At 72.3% G+C, this 26,805-nt stretch carries 27 protein-coding genes and 1 riboswitch; of the genes, 12 read left to right on the top strand and 15 right to left on the bottom strand.

Annotated features, from left to right (window positions below):
• Nucleotides 1-40: 40 nt before the first annotated feature.
• A complete protein-coding gene (locus ACK8GG_RS02805) occupies nucleotides 41-1,534 on the top strand; it encodes a SulP family inorganic anion transporter (RefSeq protein ID WP_440355449.1) in 1,494 nt (497 codons plus the stop codon).
• Between the two features lie 132 nt (nucleotides 1,535-1,666).
• Here ACK8GG_RS02805 and ACK8GG_RS02800 read toward each other — a convergent pair whose 3' ends face one another.
• Complete coding sequence (locus tag ACK8GG_RS02800; RefSeq protein ID WP_440348407.1) at nucleotides 1,667-1,840, bottom strand: CsbD family protein; 174 nt, start codon at nucleotides 1,838-1,840, stop codon at nucleotides 1,667-1,669.
• Between the two features lie 238 nt (nucleotides 1,841-2,078).
• Here ACK8GG_RS02800 and ACK8GG_RS02795 point away from each other — a divergent pair, with 238 nt between their 5' ends.
• The 4 genes from ACK8GG_RS02795 to ACK8GG_RS02780 are packed head-to-tail and all read left to right on the top strand — an operon-like array spanning nucleotide 2,079 to nucleotide 7,233.
• Nucleotides 2,079-2,435 carry a YciI family protein gene (locus ACK8GG_RS02795; RefSeq protein ID WP_440355680.1) on the top strand — a complete coding sequence of 119 codons (357 nt, stop codon included), beginning with the start codon at nucleotides 2,079-2,081 and terminating at the stop codon, nucleotides 2,433-2,435.
• A 3-nt stretch (nucleotides 2,436-2,438) separates the two neighbouring features.
• A complete protein-coding gene (locus ACK8GG_RS02790; protein WP_440355448.1) occupies nucleotides 2,439-3,800 on the top strand; it encodes an RNA polymerase sigma factor in 1,362 nt (453 codons plus the stop codon).
• Nucleotides 3,797-4,432, top strand: a complete 636-nt coding sequence (locus tag ACK8GG_RS02785; protein ID WP_440354203.1) for a dihydrofolate reductase family protein — start codon at nucleotides 3,797-3,799, stop codon at nucleotides 4,430-4,432. Before ACK8GG_RS02790 ends, ACK8GG_RS02785 begins: the two co-directional genes overlap by 4 nt.
• 53 nt (nucleotides 4,433-4,485) lie before the next feature.
• Nucleotides 4,486-7,233, top strand: a complete 2,748-nt coding sequence (locus ACK8GG_RS02780; protein WP_440355447.1) for a cation-translocating P-type ATPase — start codon at nucleotides 4,486-4,488, stop codon at nucleotides 7,231-7,233.
• A 4-nt stretch (nucleotides 7,234-7,237) separates the two neighbouring features.
• Here ACK8GG_RS02780 and ACK8GG_RS02775 read toward each other — a convergent pair whose 3' ends face one another.
• From ACK8GG_RS02775 to ACK8GG_RS02750, 6 genes are all read right to left on the bottom strand, one after another.
• Entirely contained in the window at nucleotides 7,238-8,536 is a 1,299-nt protein-coding gene (locus ACK8GG_RS02775; RefSeq protein WP_440354205.1) for a hemolysin family protein, read from the bottom strand.
• Between the two features lie 124 nt (nucleotides 8,537-8,660).
• The gene (locus ACK8GG_RS02770) at nucleotides 8,661-9,803 is read right to left on the bottom strand and encodes a serine hydrolase domain-containing protein (protein WP_440355446.1); all 1,143 of its coding nucleotides are present in this window, start codon (nucleotides 9,801-9,803) and stop codon (nucleotides 8,661-8,663) included.
• A gap of 174 nt (nucleotides 9,804-9,977) precedes the next feature.
• Entirely contained in the window at nucleotides 9,978-11,159 is a 1,182-nt protein-coding gene (lhgD, locus tag ACK8GG_RS02765; protein WP_440348411.1) for an L-2-hydroxyglutarate dehydrogenase, read from the bottom strand.
• 23 nt (nucleotides 11,160-11,182) lie between these two features.
• Nucleotides 11,183-11,743 (bottom strand): TetR/AcrR family transcriptional regulator, encoded by a 561-nt coding sequence (locus tag ACK8GG_RS02760; RefSeq protein WP_440348412.1) that lies wholly within the window; start codon nucleotides 11,741-11,743, stop codon nucleotides 11,183-11,185.
• Nucleotides 11,740-13,176: an MFS transporter gene (locus ACK8GG_RS02755; RefSeq protein WP_440355445.1), complete on the bottom strand. Its 1,437-nt coding sequence runs from the start codon at nucleotides 13,174-13,176 to the stop codon at nucleotides 11,740-11,742. Before ACK8GG_RS02755 ends, ACK8GG_RS02760 begins: the two co-directional genes overlap by 4 nt.
• Before the next feature lie 180 nt (nucleotides 13,177-13,356).
• Nucleotides 13,357-14,016, bottom strand: coding sequence for a methyltransferase domain-containing protein (locus ACK8GG_RS02750; protein ID WP_440348414.1), 660 nt, complete (start codon nucleotides 14,014-14,016; stop codon nucleotides 13,357-13,359).
• Between the two features lie 297 nt (nucleotides 14,017-14,313).
• A riboswitch (cyclic di-AMP (ydaO/yuaA leader) is annotated at nucleotides 14,314-14,443 on the top strand.
• 3 nt (nucleotides 14,444-14,446) lie between these two features.
• On the opposite strand from ACK8GG_RS02750, the gene ACK8GG_RS02745 reads away from it, so the two are divergent.
• The gene (locus ACK8GG_RS02745; protein WP_440355444.1) at nucleotides 14,447-15,469 is read left to right on the top strand and encodes a coiled-coil domain-containing protein; all 1,023 of its coding nucleotides are present in this window, start codon (nucleotides 14,447-14,449) and stop codon (nucleotides 15,467-15,469) included.
• A gap of 236 nt (nucleotides 15,470-15,705) precedes the next feature.
• On the opposite strand, the gene ACK8GG_RS02740 is transcribed toward ACK8GG_RS02745, so the two are convergent.
• From ACK8GG_RS02740 to ACK8GG_RS02730, 3 genes are all read right to left on the bottom strand, one after another.
• Nucleotides 15,706-16,560 (bottom strand): hypothetical protein, encoded by an 855-nt coding sequence (locus tag ACK8GG_RS02740; protein ID WP_440355443.1) that lies wholly within the window; start codon nucleotides 16,558-16,560, stop codon nucleotides 15,706-15,708.
• Nucleotides 16,560-17,726, bottom strand: coding sequence for a WxL protein peptidoglycan domain-containing protein (locus ACK8GG_RS02735; protein ID WP_440355442.1), 1,167 nt, complete (start codon nucleotides 17,724-17,726; stop codon nucleotides 16,560-16,562). The genes ACK8GG_RS02740 and ACK8GG_RS02735 overlap by 1 nt, the downstream gene beginning before the upstream one ends.
• A gap of 81 nt (nucleotides 17,727-17,807) precedes the next feature.
• Nucleotides 17,808-19,289: an HtaA domain-containing protein gene (locus ACK8GG_RS02730; RefSeq protein WP_440355441.1), complete on the bottom strand. Its 1,482-nt coding sequence runs from the start codon at nucleotides 19,287-19,289 to the stop codon at nucleotides 17,808-17,810.
• Nucleotides 19,290-19,509: 220 nt separating this feature from the next.
• Here ACK8GG_RS02730 and ACK8GG_RS02725 point away from each other — a divergent pair, with 220 nt between their 5' ends.
• Genes ACK8GG_RS02725 through ACK8GG_RS02700 form a run of 6 tightly spaced genes read left to right on the top strand, consistent with a single transcriptional unit; the run spans nucleotide 19,510 to nucleotide 24,322 of the window.
• Nucleotides 19,510-20,391 (top strand): hypothetical protein, encoded by an 882-nt coding sequence (locus tag ACK8GG_RS02725; RefSeq protein ID WP_440355440.1) that lies wholly within the window; start codon nucleotides 19,510-19,512, stop codon nucleotides 20,389-20,391.
• A complete protein-coding gene (locus ACK8GG_RS02720; protein WP_440354212.1) occupies nucleotides 20,388-21,410 on the top strand; it encodes a heme/hemin ABC transporter substrate-binding protein in 1,023 nt (340 codons plus the stop codon). Before ACK8GG_RS02725 ends, ACK8GG_RS02720 begins: the two co-directional genes overlap by 4 nt.
• Complete coding sequence (locus tag ACK8GG_RS02715; protein ID WP_440355439.1) at nucleotides 21,407-22,465, top strand: FecCD family ABC transporter permease; 1,059 nt, start codon at nucleotides 21,407-21,409, stop codon at nucleotides 22,463-22,465. Before ACK8GG_RS02720 ends, ACK8GG_RS02715 begins: the two co-directional genes overlap by 4 nt.
• The gene (locus ACK8GG_RS02710) at nucleotides 22,462-23,352 is read left to right on the top strand and encodes a heme ABC transporter ATP-binding protein (protein ID WP_440355438.1); all 891 of its coding nucleotides are present in this window, start codon (nucleotides 22,462-22,464) and stop codon (nucleotides 23,350-23,352) included. The genes ACK8GG_RS02715 and ACK8GG_RS02710 overlap by 4 nt, the downstream gene beginning before the upstream one ends.
• Nucleotides 23,349-24,023: a biliverdin-producing heme oxygenase gene (locus ACK8GG_RS02705; RefSeq protein ID WP_440348423.1), complete on the top strand. Its 675-nt coding sequence runs from the start codon at nucleotides 23,349-23,351 to the stop codon at nucleotides 24,021-24,023. Before ACK8GG_RS02710 ends, ACK8GG_RS02705 begins: the two co-directional genes overlap by 4 nt.
• The gene (locus ACK8GG_RS02700) at nucleotides 24,020-24,322 is read left to right on the top strand and encodes a DUF2470 domain-containing protein (protein WP_440354215.1); all 303 of its coding nucleotides are present in this window, start codon (nucleotides 24,020-24,022) and stop codon (nucleotides 24,320-24,322) included. The genes ACK8GG_RS02705 and ACK8GG_RS02700 overlap by 4 nt, the downstream gene beginning before the upstream one ends.
• A 48-nt stretch (nucleotides 24,323-24,370) precedes the next feature.
• Here ACK8GG_RS02700 and ACK8GG_RS02695 read toward each other — a convergent pair whose 3' ends face one another.
• The 5 genes from ACK8GG_RS02695 to ACK8GG_RS02675 form a co-directional block, all read right to left on the bottom strand.
• Entirely contained in the window at nucleotides 24,371-25,150 is a 780-nt protein-coding gene (locus ACK8GG_RS02695; RefSeq protein ID WP_440348425.1) for a hypothetical protein, read from the bottom strand.
• A gap of 190 nt (nucleotides 25,151-25,340) precedes the next feature.
• Nucleotides 25,341-25,757 (bottom strand): hypothetical protein, encoded by a 417-nt coding sequence (locus ACK8GG_RS02690; RefSeq protein ID WP_440354216.1) that lies wholly within the window; start codon nucleotides 25,755-25,757, stop codon nucleotides 25,341-25,343.
• A 116-nt stretch (nucleotides 25,758-25,873) separates the two neighbouring features.
• On the bottom strand, nucleotides 25,874-26,146 hold the full coding sequence (locus ACK8GG_RS02685; RefSeq protein WP_440354217.1) for a GlsB/YeaQ/YmgE family stress response membrane protein: 273 nt from the start codon (nucleotides 26,144-26,146) through the stop codon (nucleotides 25,874-25,876).
• Nucleotides 26,147-26,295: 149 nt separating this feature from the next.
• Nucleotides 26,296-26,499, bottom strand: coding sequence for a heavy-metal-associated domain-containing protein (locus ACK8GG_RS02680; RefSeq protein ID WP_440348428.1), 204 nt, complete (start codon nucleotides 26,497-26,499; stop codon nucleotides 26,296-26,298).
• Between the two features lie 51 nt (nucleotides 26,500-26,550).
• A complete protein-coding gene (locus tag ACK8GG_RS02675; protein WP_440354442.1) occupies nucleotides 26,551-26,673 on the bottom strand; it encodes a hypothetical protein in 123 nt (40 codons plus the stop codon).
• Between the last annotated feature and the right edge of the window lie 132 nt (nucleotides 26,674-26,805).

Raw genomic sequence — 26,805 nt, 5'->3', positions numbered from 1 at the left:
TTCGCGCCCACGCCGGCGCACCACGAGTGGAGATGGTGGCATGTCGTCGTCCCAGGCTGTCGCGTCGCGTCTGCCCCGGCCGCCCTGGCTGGCCTCCCCCAAGGTCTTCCGGACCGAGGTGCTCGCCGGCCTGGTCGTCGCACTGGCGCTGATCCCCGAGGCGATCTCGTTCTCCATCCTGGCCGGGGTGGATCCGCAGGTCGGGCTCTTCGCCTCGTTCACGATGGCGGTGGTGATCGCCTTCTGCGGCGGCCGGCCCGCCATGATCTCGGCGGCCACCGGGGCGATCGCGCTGGTCGTGGCGCCGCTGGCCAAGGAGCACGGACTCGGTTTTCTGGTCGCCGCGGTGATCCTGGGCGGACTGATCCAGATCGTGCTGGCGCTGGTCGGGGTGGCGAAGCTGATGCGCTTCATCCCGCGCAGCGTCATGGTCGGCTTCGTCAACTCACTGGCGATCCTGGTCTTCATGGCCCAGCTCCCGCACCTGATCGGCGTGCCGTGGCTGGTCTACCCGATGGTCGCCGTCGCGCTGGCGATCATCGTCGGGCTGCCCCGGCTGACGGCCGCCGTGCCCGCGCCGCTGGTCGCGATCGTCGTGCTCACCGCGGTGACGGTCGCCGCCGGGCTGGCCGTACCGACCGTCGGCGACGAGGGCGCGCTGCCGGAGAGCCTGCCGATGTTCGGCCTGCCGGACGTGCCGTACACCCTGGACACCCTCAAGCTGATCGCCCCGTACGCGCTCGGCATCGCCCTGGTCGGGCTGATGGAGTCGCTGATGACGGCGAAGCTCGTCGACGACATCACCGACACTCCCTCGAACAAGACGCGGGAGTCGTGGGGGCAGGGCGTGGCGAACATCGTCACCGGCTTCTTCGGCGGCATGGGCGGCTGCGCGATGATCGGCCAGACGATGATCAACGTGAAGGTGTCCGGTGCCCGGACCCGGCTCTCGACCTTCACCGCCGGCGTCTTCCTGCTGTTCCTGGTGGTGGCGCTCGGCGACATCGTCGCCCTGATCCCGATGGCCGCCCTGGTCGCCGTCATGATCATGGTGTCGGTGTCGACGTTCGACTGGCACTCGATCGCCCCGGCGACGCTGCGGCGGATGCCGGTCGGCGAGACGGTCGTCATGGTCGTCACGGTCGCCGCCGTGGTCGCCACCGGCAACCTCGCGATCGGCGTGGTGATCGGCGTGCTGACCGCGATGGTCATCTTCGCCCGGCGGGTGGCGCACCTGGTCGAGGTGACCAGCGTGCTCGACCCCGACGGCGGCACCCGCATCTACTCCGTGCAGGGCGAACTCTTCTTCGCCTCCAGCAACGACCTGGTCCACCAGTTCGACTACCCGGGCGACCCCGACCGGGTGATCATCGACCTGACCCGCGCCCACATCTGGGACGCCTCCTCGGTCGCCGCACTCGACGCGGTCACCACCAAGTACGCCTCCCGCGGCAAGACCGTGGAGATCATCGGGTTGAACCAGCCCAGTGCCCGGCTGCACGGCACCCTCGCGGGCCGGCTCGGCAGCGACTGACCCGTACCGCCGACCCGGCCGGCAACATCTGGGAGATCGCCCAGGAGCTGCCCGGCGCCTGAACGCCCAAAAGCGACGACCACCGCGAGTATCGCGGTGGTCGTCGTATCGGAGCCCGGAGCTCCGGGGTGCTCACTTCTTGAAAGCGTCCTTGATCTTCTCGCCGGCCTGCTTGAGGTTCGACTTGCTCTGGTCGGCGCGACCCTCGGCCTCGAGCTGCTCGTTGTCGGTGAGCCGACCAGCGCCTTCCTTCAACTTGCCGGCGGTCTCTTCGGACTTGTTGCCGATCTTGTCGTCCATGCCCATGACGGCCTCCTGGTGTCGGTGGTGCGGCTACGACCCCTCAATACCCCGGGCGGCGGCGGGCCAATCGCACCACCTGCGGACGTACCGGCGCGGCCTGGCATCGACGGGCCGGAATCGGACGCAGAATTTCCTGACCCGATTCCGGTTCCGGTGTCGGCATCGCGTCGTCGGCTCCGACCCTTCACCGGGGACGCGCGCACCGGGCCGCGTACCGAGCGAGGAGCTGACGTTGAAGTACATGCTGCTGATCTACAACCGGCCGGGGTTCGTCGCCGACCTCACCGAGTCCGAGCGCACGGCGCTCTTCGGCGAGGTCGACACGATCATGAAGGAGCTGACCGAGTCGGGTGAACTGATCGGCGGGCAGGCGCTCGCCGACGTCACCCAGGCCCGGACGCTGCGGCCCGGCGCCGAGCGTCCCGCCGTCACCGACGGGCCGTTCCTGGAGAGCAAGGAACAGTTCATGGGCTATCTCGCCGTGGACTGCGACAGCCTCGAACGCGCCACCGAGATCGCCGCCCGCTGGCCGGACCTGCGCCACGGCGGATCGATGGAGGTCCGCGCGATCCTCGACGACTCCGGCACGGAGATGTGAGAGGTGCTCTCCCGTGCTGCCGAGGACCAGCTGCGCAGTCTCGCGCCGCTGGTCCTCGGCACGCTCGTCCGCCGGTACGGCCAGTTCGAGTCCTGCGAGGACGCCGTGCAGGAGGCGCTGCTCGCCGCCGCCGTGCAGTGGCCCGCGCAGGGCGTACCGGGCAACCCGCGTGGCTGGTTGCTGGCGGTGGCGACCCGGCGGCTCACCGACGCCTGGCGCAGCGAGTCGGCCCGGCGGGAACGGGAACGGGCTGAGTGCGTACGGGACACGGCCCCGGCGGCCGACGAACGGGCACCCGGCGACGCCGACGACAGCCTGCTGCTGCTCTTCCTCTGCTGCCATCCGGCGCTCGCGCCGTCGGCGCAGGTGGCGCTGACCCTGCGGGCGGTCGGCGGGCTGAGCACCGCGCAGATCGCGCACGCCTTCCTGACCCCCGAGGCGACCATGAGCCAGCGGATCCGCCGCGCCAAGCAGCGTCTCGCCGGCGAGCGCTTCGCCGCGCCGACGCCGGCCGACCGCGACGCCCGGCTCGCCGCCGTGCTGCACGTCCTCTACCTGATCTTCAACGAGGGGTACGCGGCCTCCGGTGGCCCGCAGCTGCAACGCGCCGAGCTGACCGGGGAGGCGATCCGGCTCACCCGGCAACTGCACCGGCTCCTACCCGACGACGGGGAGGTAGCCGGGCTGCTGGCGCTGATGCTCCTCACCGACGCGCACCGGCTCGCCCGCACCGGACCTCGCGGCGCCCTCATCCCCCTCGCCGAACAGGACCGCAGCCGCTGGGACCGGGCCGCCTGCGCCGAGGGGATCACGCTGGTCAGCGCGGCGCTGGCGCAGTCGCCGCCGGGGCCGTACCAGCTCCAGGCCGCGATCGCGGCGGTGCACGCGGAGGCGCCCGGCTACGCCGAGACCGACTGGCGACAGATCGTGGCGCTCTACCGGCTCCTCGACCACCTCGCGCCGAACCCGATGGTGACGCTCAACCGGGCCGCCGCCGTCGCCATGGCCGACGGGCCGCACGCCGGCCTGGCCCTGCTGGAACCGCTGCGCCACGACGCGCGCACCGCCCGGCACCACCGCCTCGCGGCGGTCCGGGCCCACCTGCTGGAGCTGGCCGGCGAGCACGAGGCGGCCCGCGCGGAGTATCTGACCGCCATGCGGCTGACCACCAGCGCACCCGAACAGCAGTACCTGCTGACCCGCGCCACCCGCCTGGGCGACGCCGACGACCGGAGGCCGACCACGATGACCGAGACCAGGACCGACACCGTACGCGTGCCCGGCGCGACGCTGCACGACGGTACGCACCCCGGCGCGCACGCCATCGCGCTGCGCACCGTCTTCACCGAGGAGGGCGTGGCATGAGCCGGGTCAGATGTCAGCTGTCGATCTCGCTCGACGGCTTCGTGGCGGGGCCGAACCAGAGCCTGGAGAATCCGCTCGGCGAGGGCGGCATGCGGCTGCACGAGTGGGTCTTCGGCACCGCCGGCTGGCGCGCCCAGCAGGGACTCGCGGGCGGTGTGGAGAGCGTCGACTCCGACGTGGCGGCGGAGTTGATGCGCGGCGTCGGCGCGTACGTGATGGGGCGGCGCATGTTCGGCGGCGGCCCCGGCCCGTGGGACGAGGCCTGGACGGGCTGGTGGGGGGCGGATCCGCCGTACCACGCCCCGGTCTTCGTGCTCACCCACCATCCGCGGCCGCCGCTGCCGATGGCGGGCGGGACGGAGTTCATCTTCGTCACCGAGGGGCCGGCGGCGGCGCTGGCGCAGGCCCGCGAGGCCGCCGGGGAGAGCGATGTGATGGTGGCCGGCGGGGCGTCGACGGCCGCGCAGTTCCTGCGCGCCGGGCTCCTCGACGAGCTGTACCTGCATCTGGCGCCGGTGGTGCTGGGCTCGGGTGAGCGGCTCTTCGACGACGTGGGCGATCCGCGGCTGGAGCCGGTCGAGGTGATCGCCTCGCCGGCGGTCACCCACGTGCGATACCGGGTCCGCCGCTGACCTTCTGTCGCGATCGGCCCCATTTCGGGCCGGTATTGCTGGAATCTGACAGGGTGGCGAGCAACCCGGCGACGACGACGCGCGAAGGACCAGACCCGCAGGCGCCTCTCGCGGAGCTGGCGGCGGCGCTGGAGTCCGGCCCCGAGGGGCTCAGTAGCGAGGAGGCCCAGCGCCGCCTGCAACGGTACGGCCCGAACGAGCTGCGCCGTGAACAGAAGGCGAGCTACTGGCGTGAGCTCGGGCGTCAGCTGGTGCATCCGCTGGCGTTGCTGCTCTGGGTCGCGGCCGGGCTGGCCTGGATCGCCGGGACCACCGTGCTCAGCGTGGCGATCCTGCTGGTGATCGCCCTGAACGCGGTCTTCGCCTCGGCGCAGGAGCGCCAGGCCGAACGGGCCGTCGAGGCGCTGACGAAGTACCTGCCGCAGCAGGTCAAGGCCCGGCGCGACGGCCAGTGGCGGGAGATCGCCGGCAGCGAACTCGTCCCCGGTGACGTGGTGGAGATCAGCGAGGGCGACCGGGTGCCGGCCGACGCCCGGCTGATCGAAGGCGCGGTCGAGGTGGACCTCTCGGCGCTGACCGGGGAGTCGCAGCCGGTCTACCGCGCCGCCGACAGCTCCGAACGGACGGCGGTGCTCACCGAGGCGGGCACGCTGGTCTTCAGCGGCACCTCCTGCCTGGCCGACGACGCCCGGGCGCTGGTCTACGCCACCGGGATGCGGACCGAACTGGGACGCATCGCCGAGCTGTCCCAGCGGGTCGGACGCGACGAGAGCCCGCTCGAACGGCAGGTACGGCGGGTGGCGTGGGTGATCGCCGCCGTCGCCGTCGCCGCCGGGGCGCTCTTCTTCCCGATCGGGGTCTTCGCCGCCGGGATGGAGGTCTCCGAGGCTTTCGCCTTCGCCATCGGCCTGCTGGTCGCCAACGTTCCCGAAGGACTGCTGCCGATCATCACCCTGGCGCTGGCCGTCGGCGTCCGGGGGCTGGCCCGGCAGGGCGCGGTGGTCAAGCGCCTCAGCGCGGTCGAGACGCTCGGCTCCACCACCGTGATCTGCACCGACAAGACCGGCACCGTCACCGAGAACCGGATGCACGTGGTCGCCGCCCGCGCCGGTGACCGGCTGCTGGATCCGCTGCCACCGCCCGACGCTGCACCGGACGCGGTGCTGCGCCGGCTGCTGGTGGCGGTGGTGGCGTGCAACAACGCCGAACTGAACGACGGCGACTGCATCGGCGACCCGACCGAGGTGGCGCTGCTGCGCTACGGGGCGGATCGCGGGCTCTATCCGGGCCCGGAGCGGCCCCGTCGGCGCGCGCAGTTCCACTTCGACCCGAAACTGCGGCTGATGTCGACCGTCGACGCCCAGCCCGAGGAGGGTTCCGGGCCACCGGGCGACGAGCAGCTCTGGCTGCACACCAAGGGCGCCCCGGAGGAGGTGCTACGGCGCTGCGCGTACGTCATCGGCGACGACGGCGACGACCGGCCGCTGGACGAGGCGTACCGGACGGGGTTCGAGGCGGCCGTGCGCGCCGAGGCGGAGCAGGGGCGGCGGGTGCTCGCGGTGGCGCGGCGGCGCCTCACCGGCATGCCGGCGGACCGGGACGACGCCGAGCGTGACCTGACCCTGCTCGGCTTCATCGCGATGATCGACCCGGCCCGGCCGGAGGTGCCGGAGGCGGTGGCGAAGTGCCACACGGCCGGCATCCGGATCCTGATGGTGACCGGGGACCACGGCCTGACCGCGACCGCGATCGCCCGGCAGGTCGGCATCGTGCGGGGCGAGCCGCGGATCGTCACCGGCGAGGAGCTGACCGGACTCTCCGACGCCGAGCTGCGGCGGCTGCTCGCCGAGGAGCGGGAGGTGCTCTTCGCGCGGGCCTCCCCGGAGGTGAAGCTGCGCATCGCCGACGCGCTGCAGGCCGACGGCCAGGTGGTGGCGATGACCGGCGACGGGGTCAACGACGCGCCCGCACTGCGTAAGGCCGACATCGGGATCGCGATGGGGATCGCCGGCACCGACGTCACCCGCGAGGCCGGCACGATGATCCTCACCGACGACAACTTCGCCACCATCGTCACCGCGGTCGGGGCGGGACGCCGTGTCTACGACAACGTCCGCAAGTTCATCCTCTACATCTTCGCCCACGCCACACCCGAGGTGATTCCCTTCCTGATCTTCGCGCTCTCGGCCGGGGCGGTGCCGCTGCCGCTGACCGTGATGCAGATCCTCGCCATCGACCTCGGCACCGAGACGTTGCCCGCGCTCGCCCTGGGCCGGGAGCAGGCCGAGCCGGGTCTGATGGAACGTCCGCCCCGCCGGCGCACCGACAAGATCATTACCCGGGCGCTGCTCTTCCGTGCCTGGGTCTTCCTCGGGCTGATCTCCTCCGTCCTGGTGATGGGCGGATTCTTCCTCGTCCTGCTGGACGCGGGCTGGACCTGGGGCGCGCCGACCGGCGAGGGCACGCCGCTGCACGACGCCTACCGGCAGGCGACCACCATGACCTTCCTCGGCATCGTCGCCTGCCAGATCGGTACGGCCTTCGCGGCCCGCACCGACCGGGCCTCCGTACGCGCGGTCGGTCTCTTCAGCAACCGGATGCTGCTCTGGGGGTTCCTGTTCGAGATCGTCTTCGCGGCGGTCATCATCAGCTGGGCGCCGCTGCAGCAGCTCTTCGGCACGGCGCTGCCGAAGCCGTGGATGCTGGCGTTGCTGCTGCTCTATCCGCCGATCGTCTGGGGTGCCGACGAGCTGCGCCGCGCCCGGCACCGACGCCGGCCGGCGCCCGTCGCGGCGATGTGACCGGTCAGCCCTGCTGCCCGCCCTCGTCCGGGGCCTCCCGCTTGGCGCGGAGCCGGACCTTCGTCACGGCGTGCCCGGTCACCTCGACGACCTGGGCGGTGAAGCCCGGCAGGTCGACGACCTCACCGGGGGACTTGGGAATGTGGCCGAGCCGGGAGATGACCAGCCCCGCGACGGTGGTGTAGTCGCCGTCGTCGAGCTCCTCCAGGTGCACACCGACGTCGGGCAGGTCGTGGATCGGATAGCGGCCCGGCAGGACGAGAGCCCCGTCGGCTTCCCGCACGGCGGTCTGGGCGTCCCGGTCGGTCTCGTCGTAGATCTCGCCGACGACCTCCTCGACCAGGTCCTCCATCGTGATGATCCCGTCCATCTCGCCGCGCTCGTCGACGACCAGGGCGAACTGCTGGCGCTCCTGGCGCATCTGCCGGATCGCGTCGGTCGCCCGCAGCGTCTCGGGCAGGAACATCACCGGCCGGACATGATCGCGTACGGTGCCGCCGACGTCGATGAGGTCCCGCAGGTGCACCATGCCGAGCACGTCGTCGAGCCCGCCACCCGGCTCGACGACCGGTGTCCGGCTCTTTCCCGACCGGCCCAGCTCCCGCAGGCCCTGCGCCGCTGGCAGGTCGGCGTCGAGGGTCACCACGTCCCCGCGCGGCACCAGGATCTCGCGCAGAATCCGGTCGGCAACCTCGAAGGCACCGCTGATGATCATGCGGTGTTCGGCGGTGAGACTCCGCTGGGAGGCGACCATGTCCCGCAGCTCTTCGGCGCTCACCTCCTGCCGGCGCGCCTTCGGGTCGACGCCGAAGAGGCGTACCAGCAGGTCCGTCGAGACGCCGAGCAGCCAGACCGCCGGCCGGGAGATCGTGGAGAGCCAGTCCAGCGGCCGGGCGGCGGCCAGCGCCCAGCTCTCCGCGCGCTGCATGGCGATCCGTTTCGGGGCCAGCTCACCGACGACCAGGGTGAAGAAGGTCAACACGATGGTGACCAGGACGATCGCCACCGCGTCGGCGGCGCCGCCGAGGAACCCCAGCGGCTCGACCAGCGGCTGGGCCAGGGAGACCGCCGCGGCGGCCGAGGCGAGGAACCCGGCGAGGGTGATCCCGATCTGGATGGTGGCCAGGTAGCGGTTCGGGTCCCGGGCCAGTCGCGCCAGCACCCGGCCCCCGCGCGAGGTGCGCTCCAGTCGCCGCAGCTGCGCCTCACGCAGCGACACCAGCGCCATCTCACTGCCGGCGAAGACCGCGTTCAGCAGCACCAGGACGAGCACCAGCACCAGCCTGCCGCCGTAATCGCCCACCGACCCGCCTTCCCGCACGAACGCTCGGGTCAACGGTATCCGGGTGCACCGGGGGCGACGACGAAGATCGGGTGGATCGGCGGCGATTGCCGGAAACCTGCAGGCCGGACCCCGGGATCCTGACCTAGGCGGTGGCGACGGCGAGGCGGGAGAAGTCCGTCAACGCGCCGTTGAAGAGGAAATCAGTCGTCTGGCTCAGTGCGATCGCGATCAGCCGGTGCTGCGGGTGGTTGAACCAGGCGGTGCCGTAGCCGCCGCTCCAGCCGTACCTGCCGGGCACGGGCGAGACCTCGTCGGGGCTGACGGCGACCGCCACGCCGTACCCCCAGCCCTGGCCGTCGAGCAGCATCCCGGCGCCGGTCACCTGGCCGGGAGTGAGATGGTTGCGGGTCATCGCCGCGACCGATTCGGCGGTGAGCACCTGCTGTCCCTCGTGTGCACCCCCGTTCATCAGCATCCGGGCGAACACCAGGTAGTCGTCCACGGTGGAGAGGAGCCCCGCCGCGGCGGACGGGAAAACCGGCGGCCGGCTCCACTCCTGCGGCGGGGAGACCCGGCGCTGCGCCAACCGGCCGGTCTCCTCGTCGGTCATGTAGGGCGGCGGCAGCAGCGCGGCCTGCGCCGGGTCGGTCCAGAAGCCGGTCCGCGTCATCCCGAGCGGCGCCAGGAGCCGATCCCGCAGCACCTCGGCCAGCGGCGCACCGGCGGCCCGGGCGAGCAGGACACCCAGCGGCAACGAACCGACGTTGTAGTGCCACCGCTCGCCGGGCTGCGTCAGCAGCGGCAGGGTGGCGAAGTGCCGCATCCACTCGTCGGGCGGATGTGGCGTCCGCGGGTCGGGGTCGGCGAGGACCAGGTGCAGCTCCTCGGCGGCGGCCAGGATCGGCGGCCGGCTCGTGAGCATCTCCGGCGAGATCCCGATCCCCAGCCGGAAGGTCAGCAGCTCCTCGACGGTGATCGGGCGACGGGCTGCCACCGTGTCGTGCAGCGGCCCGCCGGGGTCGGCCAGCACCCGGCGACCGGCGAGCTCCGGCAGGAGCCGGTCGACCGGCTCGGCCAGCTCGAAGAGGCCCTCCTGGGCCAGCCGCAGGGTGAGCGCGGCGAGCACCGGTTTGGTGAGCGAGGCGAGCCGGAAGGGGGTGTCGCGCCGCATCGGCCGTGGATCGTCGAAGCCGTACGTGCCGATCGCGTCGACCTGCACGTCGTCGTCGCGGGCCAGGAGCGTGACCAGGCCCGGCAGCTCGCCGTTCGCCACGCGGGCGGCCATCGCATCGTGCAACCGCCGCAGAGCTTCGGGCCGCAGACCTTCGGGCCGCAGACCTTCGGGCCGCAGAGCTCCGGGGGCGGGCTGTGGCGGCCACGTGGGATCAATCATCGTCACACTCTGGCGCAGCGCTACGACATTCTCGCCGGACCGTGCCGCGGCGCCCGCGGCTCATCCTCACTCCAGGCGCGCCACGATGTGCTCGGCGATCGCCAGGGAGGAGGTGGCAGCGGGCGACGGGGCGTTGCGGATGGCCACCACCCGCCGGCTGAACTCGATCCGGAAGTCGTCGACGAGGCTGCCGTCCCGGTCGACGGCCTGCGCGCGTACGCCGGCGGGGGCCGGCAGCAGGTCGGCGGCGCTCAACTGGGGCACGTAGCGGCGGGCCGCCGCCGCGAAGCGCGACTTCACCAGCGAACCGGCCAGCTCGCTCACCCCGGTACGCCAGTGCCGCCGTGCCATCCGCACGAAACCCGGGTAGGTCAGCGTGCCGAGCAGTTCGGGCAGGTGCAGGTCGTGGTGCCGGTAGCCCTCGCGGGCGAGCGCGAGCAGCGCGTTGGGTCCGACGTCGACGGTGTCGTCGACGCGGCGGGTCAGGTGCACCCCGAGGAACGGGTAGCGCGGGTCCGGCACCGGATAGACCAGTCCGCGGACAAGGTCGGCCCGCTGCGGGGTGAGCCGGTAGTACTCGCCGCGGAACGGCACGATCCGCGGGGCCGGGTCGCCGCCGGCCAGCACCGCCAGCCGGTCGACGTGCAGCCCGGCGCAGAGCACCACCCGGTCGGCGACGATCTCACCGCCGGAGGTGCCCAGCCGCACCTTGTCGCCGCTCTGGCGGATGCCGCGTACGGCCGTGCCGAGCCGGACCTGCCCGCCACGGCGTACGACGTCGTCGGCGAGGCTGCGGGCGACCGCGCCGAAGTCGACGACCGCGGTCTGCGGCGAGTGCAGCGCGGCGCGGCCGTGCACGTGCGGTTCGAGGTCGCGCATGCCGCTGGGGCCGAGCAGTTCGATCCCGGGTACGCCGTTGGCGGCAGCCCTCTCGTGCAGGTCGCCGAGGCGCTTCTCCTCGTCGGCGTCGAGGGCGACGATGAGTTTGCCCAGTTCCCGGTAGGCGATGCCGTGCTCGGCGGTGTACTCGCGCAGCAGCGCTACCCCGCGCCGGCAGAGGGCGGCCTTGAGCGAGCCCGGCGGGTAGTAGACGCCGGCGTGCACCACCCCGCTGTTGTGCCCGGTCTGGTGCCGTCCGACGGCCGGCTCCTTCTCCACCACGGTGACGGTGCTGCCGGGGCGCTGGATCAGCAGCTGCCGGGCCACCGCCAGGCCGACGATTCCGCCACCGACCACCACGTCGCTCATCGTCGTCCCCCTAGCGCTGCGGCTCACTCGCCCGTCGCGGCCTCGCCGTCGATCAGAGACTGCAACGAGGGAGCGTATAGATCGGCGATGCGTTCCGGGTCCCCGGTCGCGGCCGGGCCGCCCAGGTTGACGGCCATCGCGGCGCCGAGCCCGAGCAGGTGCGCGGCGAGCAGTTCGGCACGCAGCGGCGTCTGCGCGCCGGTCAGCCGGGCCGCGAATGCCCGCACGATCTGCTCCTGGAACCGTTCCCGCAGCAGTACGCGCTCCTCGCCGACCCCGGCGGCGAAGACGACCCGCACCAGCAGGTCGGAGTTGAGCTCGCGCCGCCACCGCAGGACGGTCAGCACCGTGTGCCGGCCGAGCCGGGAGTTCGGCGCGTCCAGCAGGTCGGCCGCGGCGTCGGCGAAGTCGGCGACCGCCCAGAAGAGCTCCTCCTTGCCGCCGAAGTGCTTGACGATCAGGGAGGCGCTGACGCCGACCTCCGCGGCGATGCCGCGCAACGTCACCGCGTCGTACGGCTGCCGGGCGAAGGCGCGCCGGGCGGCGCGCAGGATCGCGGCCCGGCTGGTGTCGGGGCTGGTCATGCCGCGCTGCCGGCCAGTGCCGGGGCGGCGGGCGCGGCGCCGGGGTCGCGGCGGTCCACCGGGATCAGCAGGGTGCAGCCCAGGGCGGCGATCGAGCAGGCCCCGGCGATGGCGAAGACCGTCAGGTACGCGCCGAGTGTCGGACCGGTGTGCCCGCCGGTGGTGGCGATCATGCTCGCCAGGACGGTGGCCACGACGGCGCTGCAGACCGCCTGCCCCATGGAGCGCATCAGGGTGTTCAGGCCGTTTGCCGCGGCGGTCTCACTCACCGGCACAGCATGCATGATCAGTGCGGGCAGCGCGGAGTAGGCCGCCGCGGTGCCGACGGCGATGACGGTGGCGCCGATGGTGATGCCGACGAGACTGGTGTTGGTGACCATGCGCAGGGCGTAGCCGACGATCAGGATCACGGCGCCGAGGGCGAGGGTGAACCGGGGGCCGCGGGTGGCGGAGATGCGCGCCGAGACCGGCGAGAGCAGGACGAAGACGATGCCGCCGGGGAGCATGCAGAGCCCGGCCACCACGATCGAGGCGCCGAGGCCGTACCCGGTGACCGTCGGCTCCTGGACGAGCTGGGCGGTGGTCAGGCCGTTGGCGTAGAAGGCGAAGCCGACCAGGATCGCGGTCAGGTTGGTGAAGAGCACAGCGGGCCGGGCGGAGACCCGCAGGTCCACCATCGGCTGGCGGATCCGCAGCTGGTGGATGGTCCAGATCGGCGCGACGACCGCGGCGACGGCGAACATGGCGAGGGTGACCGGGGCGGTCCAGCCCCAGACCCCACCCTTGGAGATCGGCACCAGTACGCAGAGCAGAAAGACGGTGAGCCCGAGCGCGCCGACGGTGTCGAAGCGCCCGTTGGTGCGGATCGGCGACTCTGGCACGACGCGGATCACCACGACCATGATGAGCACGCTCAGCGCTGCACAGACCCAGAACATGGTGTGCCAGTCGGCGTACTGCACGACCAGGGTGGCCGCGGGGATGCCGAGCGCGCCGCCGAGACCGAGGGTGGCGCTCATGAAGCCGATGGCCGAGGTGACGCGCTCCGGGGGCAGTTCGTCGCGCAGGATGCTGATGCCCAGCGGCACCAGCGCGATCGAGGCGCCCTGCAGCGCCCGCCCGGCGATGAGCACCGGCAGGTTGGTGCTGAGGGCACAGAGCAGCGAGCCGGCCACCATCGCCCCGAGCGCCAGCAGCAGGACCCGGCGTTTGCCGTACATGTCTCCGGCGCGGCCGAGCAGCGGGGTGCAGACCGCGCCGGTGAGCAGTGTGGCGGTGACCAGCCAGCTCACGTTGCTGGCGCTGCTGCCGGTCAGCCCGGGCAGTTGCGGCAGCAACGGCACGACGATGGTCTGGGTGATCGAGACCAGCACGCCGCAGGAGGCGAGCGCGACGAGGATGACGTTGGGGCTGCGGGTGGGCGGCACTGTCACGGTGGTTCCAGCCGGTGGAGCGGCTGCCGCGCGTACGCGACAGTGGTGAACAGACGTTCACCATCGACCGAGTAAACATGCGTTCACCTCGGTTGCACAAGATCCACCGGTGGAGGCGCGGGCCACACCCGCCACCCGTGCGGCGCGGTCATCCGGCGGCAGCCCGGCCACCGGTCGGCGTCACCCGGTCCGCACGGCGATCAGGGACTTCGACAGCCCCAGCAGCCGCTCGGCGCGGATCTCCGCCTCCGGGAAGAGGAAACGCAGCTCGGCGCGGCCGATCAGCTCGGTGGCGAGCACCTGGGCCATCGAGTCCTGCCAGCCCTGCGCCGGGGTGTGCGACAGCGGCCAGCGCCGCGCCAGCGCCGCCCGGGCCGCCACCGGCAGAAACTGCATCCCCGGCGCGATCCAGTGCGGCTCGATCGGGAAGTACCGGTACGGGGTCTGCACCCAGTACCGCGGCGCCAGCTCCCGGACCGCCTCGGCCATCCGCCGACGCCGCTCGTGGCCGCCGACATGCTCCAGCACGCTGTTGCTGAAGACCAGGTCGTAGCGGCGGGACCGGATCTCCGGCGGCAGCTCGCAGGCGTCGGCGTGGTCGACCTCGACCCAGTCGGGGATCTGCGTGCGCGGCGGCTCCAGATTGACCACGTGCACCCGGGCCGGGCGCACGTCGGCACCGGTCCAGCTCTCCACCCGCCCGCCGATGTCCAGCACTGTCATCTCGGCCAGGTCCGGAAATGTCCGGCGCAGCCAGGCCGCGCGCTCGGCGCGCCGCCGGCCGCCGTACGACGTCGGGGACTCCACCAGCCTGGTCCGCAGAGTCTGCTGAGTTCTCATCCCCTGATGGTGAGACATTCTGCGCCGGGTGGACTGCTAGCGGCACGGCATGTCGCCGACCGGCTGCACGGCAGCCGGGGGGCGGTCTCGACGGCGCACCGGGAGTCCGGCGCCGCCGCGGCGAGAATCGACCGACGTGACGAAGATCGCCCCGCCGCCGACAGATCCCCGTCAATTGCCGGGCCATTTCCGAAACCCGTTGTGACGCAACGATTTCCGTACGTACCGAAGTGGCTGGCCCGGCTCGCCTCCGGTAATCTCGCTGCCGATCACCGTCGTCGGCGCGCACCAGCGCCTGCGGTATCACCGCCTAATCGCCCACGCGACCCGGGGAACCATATTCTTGGGGTGAATCCGCTCCGGCGGTAGGGAGAGCTTCCCTCCCGAACCCGTCAGCTAACCCGGGCGGCGGCCACAGGAAGGACAACACGTGACGGCACCCCTACGCCGTTGGCTGACCGGCGCCGTAGCTGCTCTCACCGCTGCGATCGTCGTCGTCGGCCCCGCCGGGGTCGCGGCGGCCGACCCGGACACCCCCTCCGGGCACGGTCACGCCAATGACGACTCCGTACTGCTCGGCGACGCGCTCGAAACGGTCACCCGCGGCTACCTCCAGGCAGAGAAGAAACTGGAGAAGTCCAAGAAGCGCCAGCTGCGGCTCGAGCTGAGACTTGACCAGGCGAACGCCCGGGTCGAGAAGCTGCGTCCGCAGGTCGAACAGATCGCGATCGAGTCGTATCGCAGTGGCCGGATCAGCACGGTCGCCGTACTGCTGGAGAGCTCGTCGAGCGGATCGTTCCTCGAACGGGTCACCACGCTCGAAGAGCTGAACATGATCAACAACGACAAGATCGGCGAGCTGAACGCCGCCCGCGACGAGGCCGCCCAGGCCAAGGCCGAGATTGACGCCGAGGTCGCGGAGCAGGAAAAGCAAGCCAAGACCATGCGCAAGCAGCGGGAGGAGACCGAAAAGGCCCTCAGCCTGGTCGGCGGCAGCCGCCTCCCCGGCAACGGCCTGGTCGCGGCGACCTCCCCGCGGGCTGCCATGGCGCCCGGCCGCAACTCCGACGGCAGCTGGGCACCGGAGGGCTGCACGCAGGGCGACCCCACCACCTCCGGCTGCCTGACGCCCCGGACGCTGCACATGTACAAGGAGGCCCGCAAGGCGGGCTTCACCCGCTTCACCGGCTGCTTCCGCACCGGCGACATCTGGGAGCATCCGAAGGGCCGCGCCTGTGACTTCTCCCTGCAGAGCAGCGGCTTCAGTCCGGCCTACACCCAAGATCAAATGTTGTACGGGAACAATCTGACGGCATTCCTGATCAGAAATGCCGATCGACTCGGCATCTACTACATCATCTGGCACCGAAATATCTGGTTCCCGAGTACCGGCTGGGCGGGATACAGCGGCACCTCGGACCATACGGATCACGTCCACGTGTCGCTGCTGTAGCGACACCACGTACGCCCACGAAGCCGCCCGGCGAGGACTCCGCCGGGCGGCTTCGTCCGTTTCGTACGGCGGGCACCGCATTCGCCCCGCACACGGAACGTACGACCGGGAAGCCTTCGAGGTCCGCACGACCCGCGTCGTACGCGCCGACGAAATGCTCGTCCGGTGGCTGGACGCCATCCTGACCGCCCACCGGGCGTACGCCCGCCACCTGGGGCGGAAGCTGCCCTACTGACCTAGGCGGCGGGGGTGGCCTCCGGGCCGGCGGTGGCCGGGCGGCGGCGCAGGACGACCCGGAGCAGGGCCAGCAGCAACAGCAGCCCGGGCAGCGCCACCAGCGCCCAAGGGTAACTCTCCGCCTCGGCGACGAAGGCCGCCTTCCCGCCCGCGGTTCGCACCTCGCCACTGAGTTCGTAGGCGCCGAAGACCGGCGCCCCGACCGGCACCCGGATCAGGTACTCCCGCGTCTGCCCGGGGGCGATGACACCGAGCTGCGGCGCCGGCACCACCTCCCCAGCCCGGCCGGGACGGCCGGTGAGCAGGTGCATGGTCGCGTCGGTGACCGCCACGGTCCCCTCGTTGCGCAGCGCGACCCGGACCACCATCTCGTCGGACCAGCCCAGCAGTGCGGCGCGGCCACCGGTGGAGACGACCGCCAGGTCGGCCACCCGCAGCCGGGCCGGCGCCACGGTCTCGACCGCGGCCTCGACCTTGACACCCTTGAGCGCCACCGGAGCCGTACGCGTCGTCGGCGCCGCCCCCAGCGTCGTGACCCGCAGCACGCAGGGGCAGGCGACCGGCGGCGCGACGACGGTCAGCCGGCCGCTGGCCTTGCCCGTGGCGGGCACGTAGAACTGCACGGCGGCGCTCGTGGCGCAGTCGGTCGAGCCGCGCGCCGCCTCGTTGCCACAGAGCTCGGCGTGCACGGTCCCGGCCGGCCAGCCGCGCAGCGCGAAGCTCAGCTTGTCACCGGCGCGCACGCTCTCTTGGGCGACGGTCAGCGCCGGTTCGGCGGCGACCGCCGGCGCGGCGCCCGCCAAGGCGGTGAGCAGCGCGAGCCCGGCGGCGGCCAGGGCGGCACGGGCGCGCATCACCGCTGCTCCGGCGATTCGGCGCCACCGTCGGTGTCCGGCGTGGCTGCCGTCGTGCCGCCCGGCGTGCCTTCGGCCGCGGGGGCGGTCTTCGCCGCGGCTTCGGCGGCCGACGTCTTCTCCGCGAGCTGCGGGGCGGCCGACGTCTTCTCAGCGGCCGTCTGCTGGTTGCGGATCCGGCGCAGCACGAGGTATCCGACGCCGATCAGCACCAGCCCCACCAGCACCCACGGCGGGGCCCAGACTCCGCTGGCGCGTGTCACCGGCTCCAGCCGCTGATCGCCGGCGCGGGGGTCGAGCTCGACCTCGGCGGTGAGTCGCATCGCGGGCAGCACGCCGGTGATCCGTTCGGTGACGGTGATGGTGGCGCCCGGCAGCAGCTCGGGCAGTTCGCCCGGGGTGGTCCGGGCCAGCTCCCAGCCGAACGGGCCGGTGATGGTGACCGTGCCGGTGCCGCCGAGGCGGACGTTTCCGGTGTTGCGGACCTGGTAGACGATGACGGCCTCGCCGCCGCCGACCGGGTTGAGCGGGTTGTCGTAGCGCAGGTCGACCGACTCGACCGCGACGGCGGGGTTGAGTTCCCCGGCGACCCGCAGGTAGACCCGGGCGGCGATGCGCCGGTCCACGTTGATCCGCTGACCGGCGGCGTCGGTCTCGATCTGGGCGAGCGCGCCGATGACGCCACCGGCGTGGTCACCCGGCGTGGCGTTGGCCGGCACGGTCAGCCGGAACGGGATGTCGAGCCGCTGGCCGGGCTGCACGGTGTAGCGCCCCTGCGCGAATTTGATCCAGGAGCCGACGTCGGTCGGCTTGTCGCTCGCCGGCAGCAGCGCGAAGGAGCCGTCGTCGGTGGTGAAGGCGTCGGTGCCGTAGACGCTGAAGGTCATCGGTTCGGTGCCGAGGTTGCTGATGCCGACGTAGTCGGTGATCCGGTCACCGGGGGCGAGGTCGTAGACGAAGTAGTTGCGCCCGGTCGGACCCTCCTTGCTGGAGGGCTGGACCGCCCAGCGGAACCCGCCGTCCGCTGCCGGCGCGGCACCGGCCGGGGCGGCGTCCGGCGTCGGCGAAGGCGCGGGAGCGGCCCCGGCGGGAACGGCGGTGACCAGCAGCGCGGCGGTGGTCGCGAGCGCGGCGAGGGTCCGGTGCAGGGTGGCGCGGAGAGTCATGTCCGGGCTTTCGGGAAGGACGGAAAAACGGTGCGGTGGGGCAGGGCCGGAAAGGCCCCACCCCACCGGTTGACCGTGGGCTCAGGAAAGGGTGAGCGTCAGGGTCGCGGTGTAGTCGCCCGCCGAGGCGGTCGACGGGATGCCGAGGGCCAGGTCGGCGCCGCAGGTGAAGGTACCGGCGCTGGCTCCGGCGGCGGAGCTGCAGAGCGTACGGGCGCTGCCCAGGCCGCTGCCGGGGGTGGCGGCGGCACCCGGGGTGACGACGCTGCCGTCGGCGCCGGTGGCGTTCGGGGTCCAGCCGAGGTTGTCGGCGGCGATGACGCCACCGTCGGCGGAGACGAAGTCACCCACCTGGCCGACCAGGTTCCAGCCGGCGTTGGTGCCACGCAGGTCGGCGACGGTGGCGCTGTTGAGCGCACCGGTGGTGACCGAGCCGATGCCGGCGGCCGGCAGGGCGACCGAGGAACCGGCCACGCCCAGGGTCAGCGGGCCGCCGAGGACGGTCGCGCTGATCTGCTGGCTGGCGCTGCCACCCTCGGGCGCCGGGACGGCGGCGAAGGTGACCGGCGCGAACGTGTCCTGGCTGCGGTCGGTCGAACCGTGCGCCGCGAAGGTCATCACGTAGCACTGGACCTGCGTGCAGTCGACAGCCTCGCCGCCGCGGGTGGTGTAGACCGCGCTGAGGGAGAGGGTGGTGCTGAAGGTGCCGTCGGCGTTGAGCGGCTCCTGGTAGGAGGCCGGGTTCGCCTTCAGCCACTTCGCCGCACCGAGGATGGCGGAGTTGGTGTGGAAGTTCTCCGTCTTGGGCCCGAAGCCGACGTAGATGCCCTGCCCGCCGGCGGCGTTCGGGTCGAAGCCCGAGCCGGTGACGGTGATGCTGGTGGGCTCGTCGAGGCTCAGCCCGGTGGTCTTCGAGATGTTGACCTTCGGGGTTGCCGGCACGGAGTCGTCGCTGGTGAAGGCGAACGAGACCGGGTCGAGCGCTTCGCCAGCGGCGTAGAAGCCGTCCATGGCGGCGGCGCCGGCGGCGGTGATGGCGGCCGGCAGGTTGGTGCCGGTGACGACCGCACCGTCGACGGCGACGTTGCCCGTGGTGGTGAGCACCGCGAGGTCGGCCTGGGTGGCGACGAACCCGTCGGCGCCGCCCGGGTTGAGGGCGACGTCGGCCTTGAGCGTGCCCGTTCCGTTGCCGAGCACGATCGTCGGGTTGGCGATCGTGATGTTCATGCCGTGTCCGGGGTACGAGAACGCGATCTTGCCGTCGTACTCCACGGACGCCGCGCCGGTGACGGCGTCGTAGGTGCCCTCCGCGAAGGAGAAGCTGAAGGTGCCGTCGGCGTTGATGGTGGCGCCCTGGGACGCCGCGATCGGCGGGTTGCCGTCGCCGCGCTTCACGTAGTTGCGGAACGACTCCTTGAAGCCCCAGCTCAGGCTGCCGGCGTTCAGTTCGGCCTCGGCGGCGGCCGCGGGGGTGGCGACGAGCGCGGTCGCCGCGCCGAGCGCGACGACGGCCAGCCAGCGCCCGGTCCGGCCGCGCCGGACACCGGCCTTCGAAAGGATCATGCTTGCGGTCCTCCACATCGTTGACGGGGTCTGCGGCGGTCAGCCGAGACGCCCGGAGGTCGGACTTAGGTTAGGCCAACCTAACCAAGAATCCCATCAGATGTGATGTTCAAGAAACCAGGCCAACCGGCTCTTGCTTCCGGGATGACGGTTCCCTTAGGTTAGGCGAACCTATCTTGACCTTTACATCCAATCTGATCCACGTATCTCAGGGGGATCCATGTCTTCGCCGCGCACCGTGACCCCGTACCGGGCGCGCACCCGCCGCACCATCGCCGCCGCCCTCACCGGCGCCGTGCTGACGATCGGTGCGATCGGCGTGACCGCCACCGCCGCGCAGGCGAACACGGTTGGCCGGGGCAGTGCGGGACAGACCCTGACGGTCTCCAAGGCCGGCAACATCAGCCGCTCCGGCGAGACGGTCACCGTCACCGGCGCAGGCTTCGACACCAGCAAGGGCATCTACGTCGCCTACTGCGTCGACAACGGCGCTGGCCAGGTCGCCAGCCCTTGCGGTGGCGGAGTGGACATGACCGGTAGCACCGGCGCCTCCACCTGGATCTCCAACGACCCGCCCTCGTACGCACAGGATCTGGTCATCCCGTACGGTCCCGGCGGCAGCTTCAGCGCCCAGGTCCAGGTCACCGCCAAGATCGGTGACGTCGACTGCACGGTACGCAGGTGCGTGGTCTCCACCCGCGCCGACCACACCCGCGGATCCGACCGCAGCCAGGACGTGAAGGTACCCGTCACCTTCGCCTCCGGGCAGTCGGGCAGCACCGGCGGTGCCACCGGCGGACAGAGCGGCACCACCGGTGGGCAGACCGGCACGGCCGGCGGACAGAGCGGCACCACAGGTGGACAGAACGGCACGACCGGCGGGCAGGCCCCCGGGACCACCGCCGGCAGCGTCGCCCCGGACAACGAGGCCGACCTGGACGCCGCCGCGGCCCAGGCCGCCGGCAACGACAGCGTCGAGGTGAGCCGGGTCAGCTCCGCCGGCGACAACAGCCAGCTCTGGACGATGGCCCTGATCGGCGTCGGCGCGATCGCCCTCCTGCTGATCATCACCAAGCTGCTCCGCCGCAGGGCCGCCAAGTGAAGCGTCTCGCCCTCGCCGCCACGGCGCTGCTCCTGGTCGCCGGCGGCGTCACCGGCTGCACCGATCGCGGCCCCGGCCCGGCGTCCGCTTCCGGCGGCGCCTCCTGCGGCCCGGTCACCGCCACCGTCGCCTCGATGGATCCGGAGCCGCTGAGCCCCGCCCCGCAGCCCGTGCTGCCGGTGACGGTCACCGGCGCGGACGGCGCGACCGTCACCGTCACCGACGCGAGCCGGATCCTGCCGGTCAACCTCTACGGCTCGATCGCCGAGATCGTCTTCAGTCTCGGCCTCGGCGACAAGGTCGTCGGCCGGGACACCGCCACCACCTTCGCCGCCGCCGAGCACCTGCCGGTGGTCACTCCGGGCAGCCACGACCTCTCCACCGAGTCGGTCCTGGCGCTCAACCCCAGCGTCATCCTCGCCGACGCCAGCATCGGCCCGGCCGAGGTGCTCAACCAGCTCCGCCGCTCCGGCATCCCGGTCGTCATGATCGATGACGAGCAGACCCTGGACGCCGTACCGGTCAACATCCGCGCGGTCGCCGCCGCGCTCGGCGTCGCCGACGCCGGCGAACAGCTCATCGCACGTGTGCAGAGCGAGATCGACGCGGCGGGCAAGGACGCCCCGGCGGACTCGCCCCGGATCGCCTTCCTCTATCTGCGCGGGACCGCCGGTGTCTACCTCATTGGCGGCGACGGCATCGGCTCGGACGCGATGATCGAGGCGATCGGCGGCATCGACACCGGCAGCGAACTGGGGCTTGACGGCTTCCGGCCGATGACCAGCGAAGGCCTGATCACCGCCGCCCCGGACGTGCTGCTGGTGATGACCAAGGGACTTGAATCGGTCGGCGGCATCGACGGCCTGCTCAAGATGCCCGGCGTCGCCCAGACCCCGGCCGGGCAGAACCGGCGGATCGTCGACATGGCCGACGGGCTGCTGCTCAACTTCGGCACCCGCACCGGCAAGGCGGTGCAGGCCCTGGCCGACGCCGTACACCGCTGCCAGGGCGCCGCGTGACCACCGTTTCCGGCACTGTCCGCAGCGCGCGGGGGCCGGTGCTGATCGCCGGGCTCAGCGTCGGCCTGCTCGCCGTCGTGCTGGTGGCCGCCGGCACCGGCCAGGTGCAGATCTCCCCGGCCGAGGTGATCGGCTCGGTGCTGCACCGGCTCGGGCTCGATGTCGGCCCACTCCCCTCCGTCGCGCACGGCGAGAGCGCCCTGTGGCAGGTCCGCTTTCCGCGCGTCGTGCTCGCCGCCATCATCGGTGCCGCCCTGGGCTGCGCCGGCGCGGTGATGCAGGGCATCTTCGGCAACCCGCTCGCCGAGCCCGGGGTCATCGGCGTCTCCGCCGGCGCCGCGGTCGGCGCGGCCCTGGTCATCGTGACCGGACTGACCGCCTGGGGCAGCTGGACCGTCGCCGCGGGCGCCTTCGTGGCCGGCCTGATCACCACCTTCGCCGTCTATCTGATCTCCCGGGCCAACGGCAGGACCGAGGTCGTCACGCTGGTGCTCACCGGTGTCGGCGTCAACGCCATCGGCGGCGCCCTGATCGGGCTGCTGATGTTCCTCGCCGACGACTCCGGCGTCTCGGCGATCGCCTTCTGGAACCTCGGCAGTCTGGCCCAGGCGAACTGGACCGCGGTCTGGATCACCCTGCCCTGCCTGGCGATCGGGCTGACCTTCGCCTTCGCCAACAGCCGCAAGCTCGACCTGCTCGCCCTCGGCGAACGCTCCGCGCAGCACCTCGGCGTCAACGTCGAGAAGCTGCGCATCCAGATGATCGTGATGACCGCCCTGCTCGGCGCGGCGGCCGTCGCCTTCACCGGCATCATCAGCTTCGTCGGCCTGGTCGTGCCGCACCTGATCCGCATGGTCGCCGGCCCGGCCCACCGGGTGCTGCTGCCCGCCAGCGCCATCGGCGGCGCGCTGCTGGTCATCGCCGCCGATCTGGCCGCCCGCACCCTGGTCGACTACCAGGAGATGCCGCTCGGCGTGCTCACCGCCGCCGTCGGCGGACCCGCCTTCTTCTGGCTGCTGCGCCGCACCCGTACCCGCGCCGGAGGCTGGGGATGAGCCGCATCAGCCGCCGGCTGCGCCCCGTCTTCGGCTGGGGCCGTCCCCGGGTGCCGGTGCCCCGGCCCGCGGGCAGCGTCGCCATCGAGGTACGCGACCTGCGGGTCGAACTCGGCGGACGCCGGGTGCTCGACGGGATCGACCTGACGGTGCGCACCGGCGAGGTGCACGCCCTGGTCGGCCCGAACGGCGCCGGCAAGTCCACCCTGCTCGCCGCGATCTGCGGCGACGTCGCCCCGTCCGGCGGCGAGATCGAACTCGACGGCGCCCCCTGGTCGCAGTGGAGCTCCACGGAGCTGGCGCTGCGCCGGTCGATGCTCACCCAGCGGGCCATGATCAGCTTCCCGTTCTCGGTGAACGAGGTGGCCCAGATGGGCCGGGCGCCGTGGAGCGGGCTGCCCGAGTCGGCCGGCGACGACGAGATCGTCGCCGACGCGCTGCGCCGTACCGACGTGGCCCAGTTCGCCGAGCGGCCCTTCACCGCCCTCTCCGGTGGGGAGCAGGCCCGCGTGGCGCTGGCCCGGGTGCTCGCCCAGCGTGCGACCGTGATGCTGCTCGACGAACCGACCGCCGCGCTCGACCTGCACCACCAGGAGCTGGTCATGCAGGTGGCCCGGGAACGCGCCGAAGCCGGCGACGCCGTCGTGGTGGTGCTGCACGACCTTGCCCTGGCCGGGGCCTACGCCGACACTGTCACTCTGATCGCCAAAGGCCGGGTACGCGCCGCCGGCACCCCGGACGCGGTCCTGACCAGCGACTGTCTGAGTGAGACGTACGGGCACGACATCGAGGTCATCGCCCACCCGCGCAACGGCCTGCCGCTGGTGGTTCCCCACCGTCCGGCCCGAACGACCCGCTTGATTCCAACACCTGAGGAAAGCCGATGAACACGACCGAAGCCTCCTTCTCCGTCCAGGTCCGGGAAGCCACCAAGCAGGTGCACGGCGTTGCCGAGTCGGAGCGGTTCGTCACCGCGCTGCTCGACGGCGTCCTGCCGCTGGAGGGCTACGTGGCGCTGGCCGTGCAGCACTACTTCATCTACGCCGCGCTGGAGACCGCCGCCGAGGCGATGCGCGAGGACCCGATGGCAGCTCCCTTCGTCGACGACGCCCTGCACCGGCTGGCGACCCTCGAGGCCGACCTGACCTTCCTGGTCGGTCCGGACTGGGCGGAGAAGATCTCGCCGATCCCGGCGACCGCCGCGTACGCCGCGCGCATCCGCGAAACCTGCGCCACCTCGGCGACGGCGTACATCGCCCACCACTACACCCGCTACATCGGCGACCTCTCCGGCGGCGTGATGATCGGCCGCGTGGTGAACAGGACGTTCGGCCTCGTCGACGGGGTGGGCGCGAAGTTCTACGAGTTCGACGAGATCCCGGCGATCCCGACGTACAAGAAGGAGTACCGGGCCAAGCTCGACGCCCTGCCGCTGGACGGCCCGGCCAAGCAGGCGCTGATCGACGAGGTCGTCGTGGCGTACGCGCACAACACGGCCGTCTTCGCCGAGCTGGCCGAGCTGGTGCCGGCCGCGCCGAAGCCCGAGGCGCAGGCATGAGCTTCACCCTCGACGACGCCGCGGTGGCGGCGATCACGAAGCACATGAACGGCGACCACGCCGAGGACAACCTGCTGATCTGCCGGGCGCTCGGCGGTCAGCCGCAGGCCTCGGCGGCCCGGATGACCGGGTGTGACACCACCGGCATCGACTTCACGGCCACAGTGGATGGCGCAGAGGTCCCGGTCCGGGTCCCCTTCGCCACCGAGATCACCGAGCGGGTCCAGGTCCGCCACGAGGTGGTCCGCATGTACGAGGAGTCCTGCGCCGCGCTCGGCCTCACGCCGCGCGGGCACTGACGACAGTCGCGAGAACCACGCACCGCACCGGGCAGCCGGGCGGACCCGTCACACGAAGCGGGCCGCCGGCTGCCCGACTGGTTCGGTGCTCCACGGCAACAGCTCCGCCGATTCCTCGGGGGCCCGGCCGCCGGCGGCGGTGAGCCGCGCCAGGGCCTCCATCGCTTCCTGCCGCAGGCTGCGTGCCGCAACGGCCGCCGCCTCCGCCTCCTGCCAGGCCGCCTGCTCCCGGTCGACGGCAGCCCGGTGCCGGGCCGCCCGGCTGTCGCGTACCCGCCGGGCCAGGTACACCTCCTGATGCACCGGGTGCAGCCGCGGATCCCAGCCGTCGCGGTGGGCGAAGACGTCGCTGAGCTCGGCCACCGTCAGATCACCGCGCCAGTACGCGGCCAGCGCCGACCGGTGCAGGTGCCGCTCCCGCTCGGCGTACTCGGCGGGGGTGCGCGGGGTCCGCGGTGCGGGCAGCGCCGTGGTGGCATCGAGGCGCCGCAGCTGCGCCTCGGCCATCTCGTACGCCACCCAGGCCGTGGCGGCCTCCTCGGCCGCGGCCGACCACTGGTCCCGCCAGCGGCGGGCGGCTGTGCCGGCACGGTCGGCGGCGACGGTCACCTCGTCGGCGTACCGGGTCAGCTCCTGGCGTTCGGTGGCGGCTGCCGGCGGGGCGTCGGGCAGGGCGGCGCGGCGGATCCGGCCGTCGCCGTCGAACCAGCTACGGCCGCGATCGGTGCCGATGGCCGCGGCGGCGGCGATGACGACAGCGAGCAGCAGCAGCCAGATGACGGCGGCGCGGGGGGCTTCGGGCAGGACTTGCGAGAGGAAGATTTCCATCACCGGTACCTAAGGGTGAGCAGGCAGCGCGGACAGTTGGCTCAACGGGACGCCCGGTCGGGGCGGGGCCGGGACTGCCGCCGCCGGTCTCGATGCCGACGGCAGTCGAGCGACCAGGCGGGGTGCGGTCAGACCAGGCAGGTGCGGTCAGTTGCCACGCGACATGCGGTGGCGACCAGGCAGGACGCGGTCAGCGACGGGGCGGGGCGCGCTCGCCGAGGGCGGGGCGACCGCGGCTCTCGGCGTTCTCGTCAGCGGTGGCCGGCCGGGGGCGCTGCGGGGCGGCGGTCTCGCCGCCGTCAGCGGGCCGCGGAGCGGCGCTGCCGGGGAACGAGGCGTCGGCGCTGTGGGCTTCGTCGACTGCGGGAGCCCCGCCCGTGGCGGGCCGGCTGTCAGCCGCCTGGGCGATGGTCGCCTGGGGGCCCGGCTGACCGGTGGCGGTCGCCGCAGTGGCCGGGCCGAAGAGCAGCAGCAGGAAGGTCACCGCGACCCCGGTCAGCACCCGCAGGGAACGCAGGGTCACCGACCAGGAGTCCGCCGCGGCGGCGCGCAGGGTGTGCCGCACGACCCGGGAATCCGGGACGGAACGGGACACTGCGGCGGACATGCACACCAACATAGCGCGACCGGACCGGATGCGCAGCCCGTGCGGCAGCCCGCCCCGGACACGACGACGCCCCACGGGGAGTCCACCGTGGGGCGTCGGCTGTCTGCGGGAAAGTGTCAGCGAACGCGTCGCCGGCCGTACGCGCCGGCGGCGAGGGCCACACCGATGGCGGCGAAGACGACCTGGATCAGCAGCTCGATCCAGTCGATGCCCCGGGTGTCGTCCACACCGAGCAGACCGGCGACGACGGTGCCGAGCAGCGCGGCGACGATACCGATGAGCAGCGTCAGCCAGATCGGAATTGACTGCTTGCCCGGCACCACCAACCGCCCGAGCGCACCAATGATCAGACCGATGATGATGGCAGTGAAGAAGCCGCCGATTTCCATTGTCGAACTCCCTTCGGATCTATGACCCGCACCATGCCCGGCCGGTGTCCCAGTGAAACACCGAAGCGCAAGTCCGCAGCGCCACGACGGTCCAGGCTCCCACGGTGTGGCGGTCCGCGGCGCTGCGACGCGCCGCGGACCGGGGAGGATCAGGCCAGTTCGTAACCGGCCTCGTCGACCGCTTCCCGGACGGCCTCCCGGGCCAGGGGCGCGTCGCTGGTGACGGTCACCGTCCCCGACGCCAGGTCGACGGCGACGTCGGTGACACCGGGGATCCGGCGGACCTCGGCATCGACGGCGTTGACGCAGTGGCCGCAGGTCATTCCCTGGACCGTGTACTGAGCAGTCGTCATGTGGCGACCTCCTTCTCCCGGGAATCGTACCCCTAAGGGGTATCGATCGCATCACCCCTCGGTCAGCAGACCCGCGTGTCCCGCGAGCGCCGCCGCCTCCGTCCGGCTGGCGACCCGCAGCTTGCGCAGCAGAGCCGCGGTCGCCCGCTTGACGCTCCGCTCCGAGCAGTGCAGCTCCTCGGCGAGTGCAGCCGGCCGCGAAACCCACGGCGGTACGGCACGCCGTCGCCGAACGGGCGCAGCGTGATGGAGAAGATGAAGTCGAAGGTGCGCTGACGCCGGCGGGTACCGGACACCTGGGCAGGT

Source organism: Melissospora conviva, assembly GCF_049523535.1.
Lineage (GTDB): Bacteria > Actinomycetota > Actinomycetes > Mycobacteriales > Micromonosporaceae > Melissospora > Melissospora conviva.
This window is presented reverse-complemented; position numbering and strand designations above follow the sequence as displayed.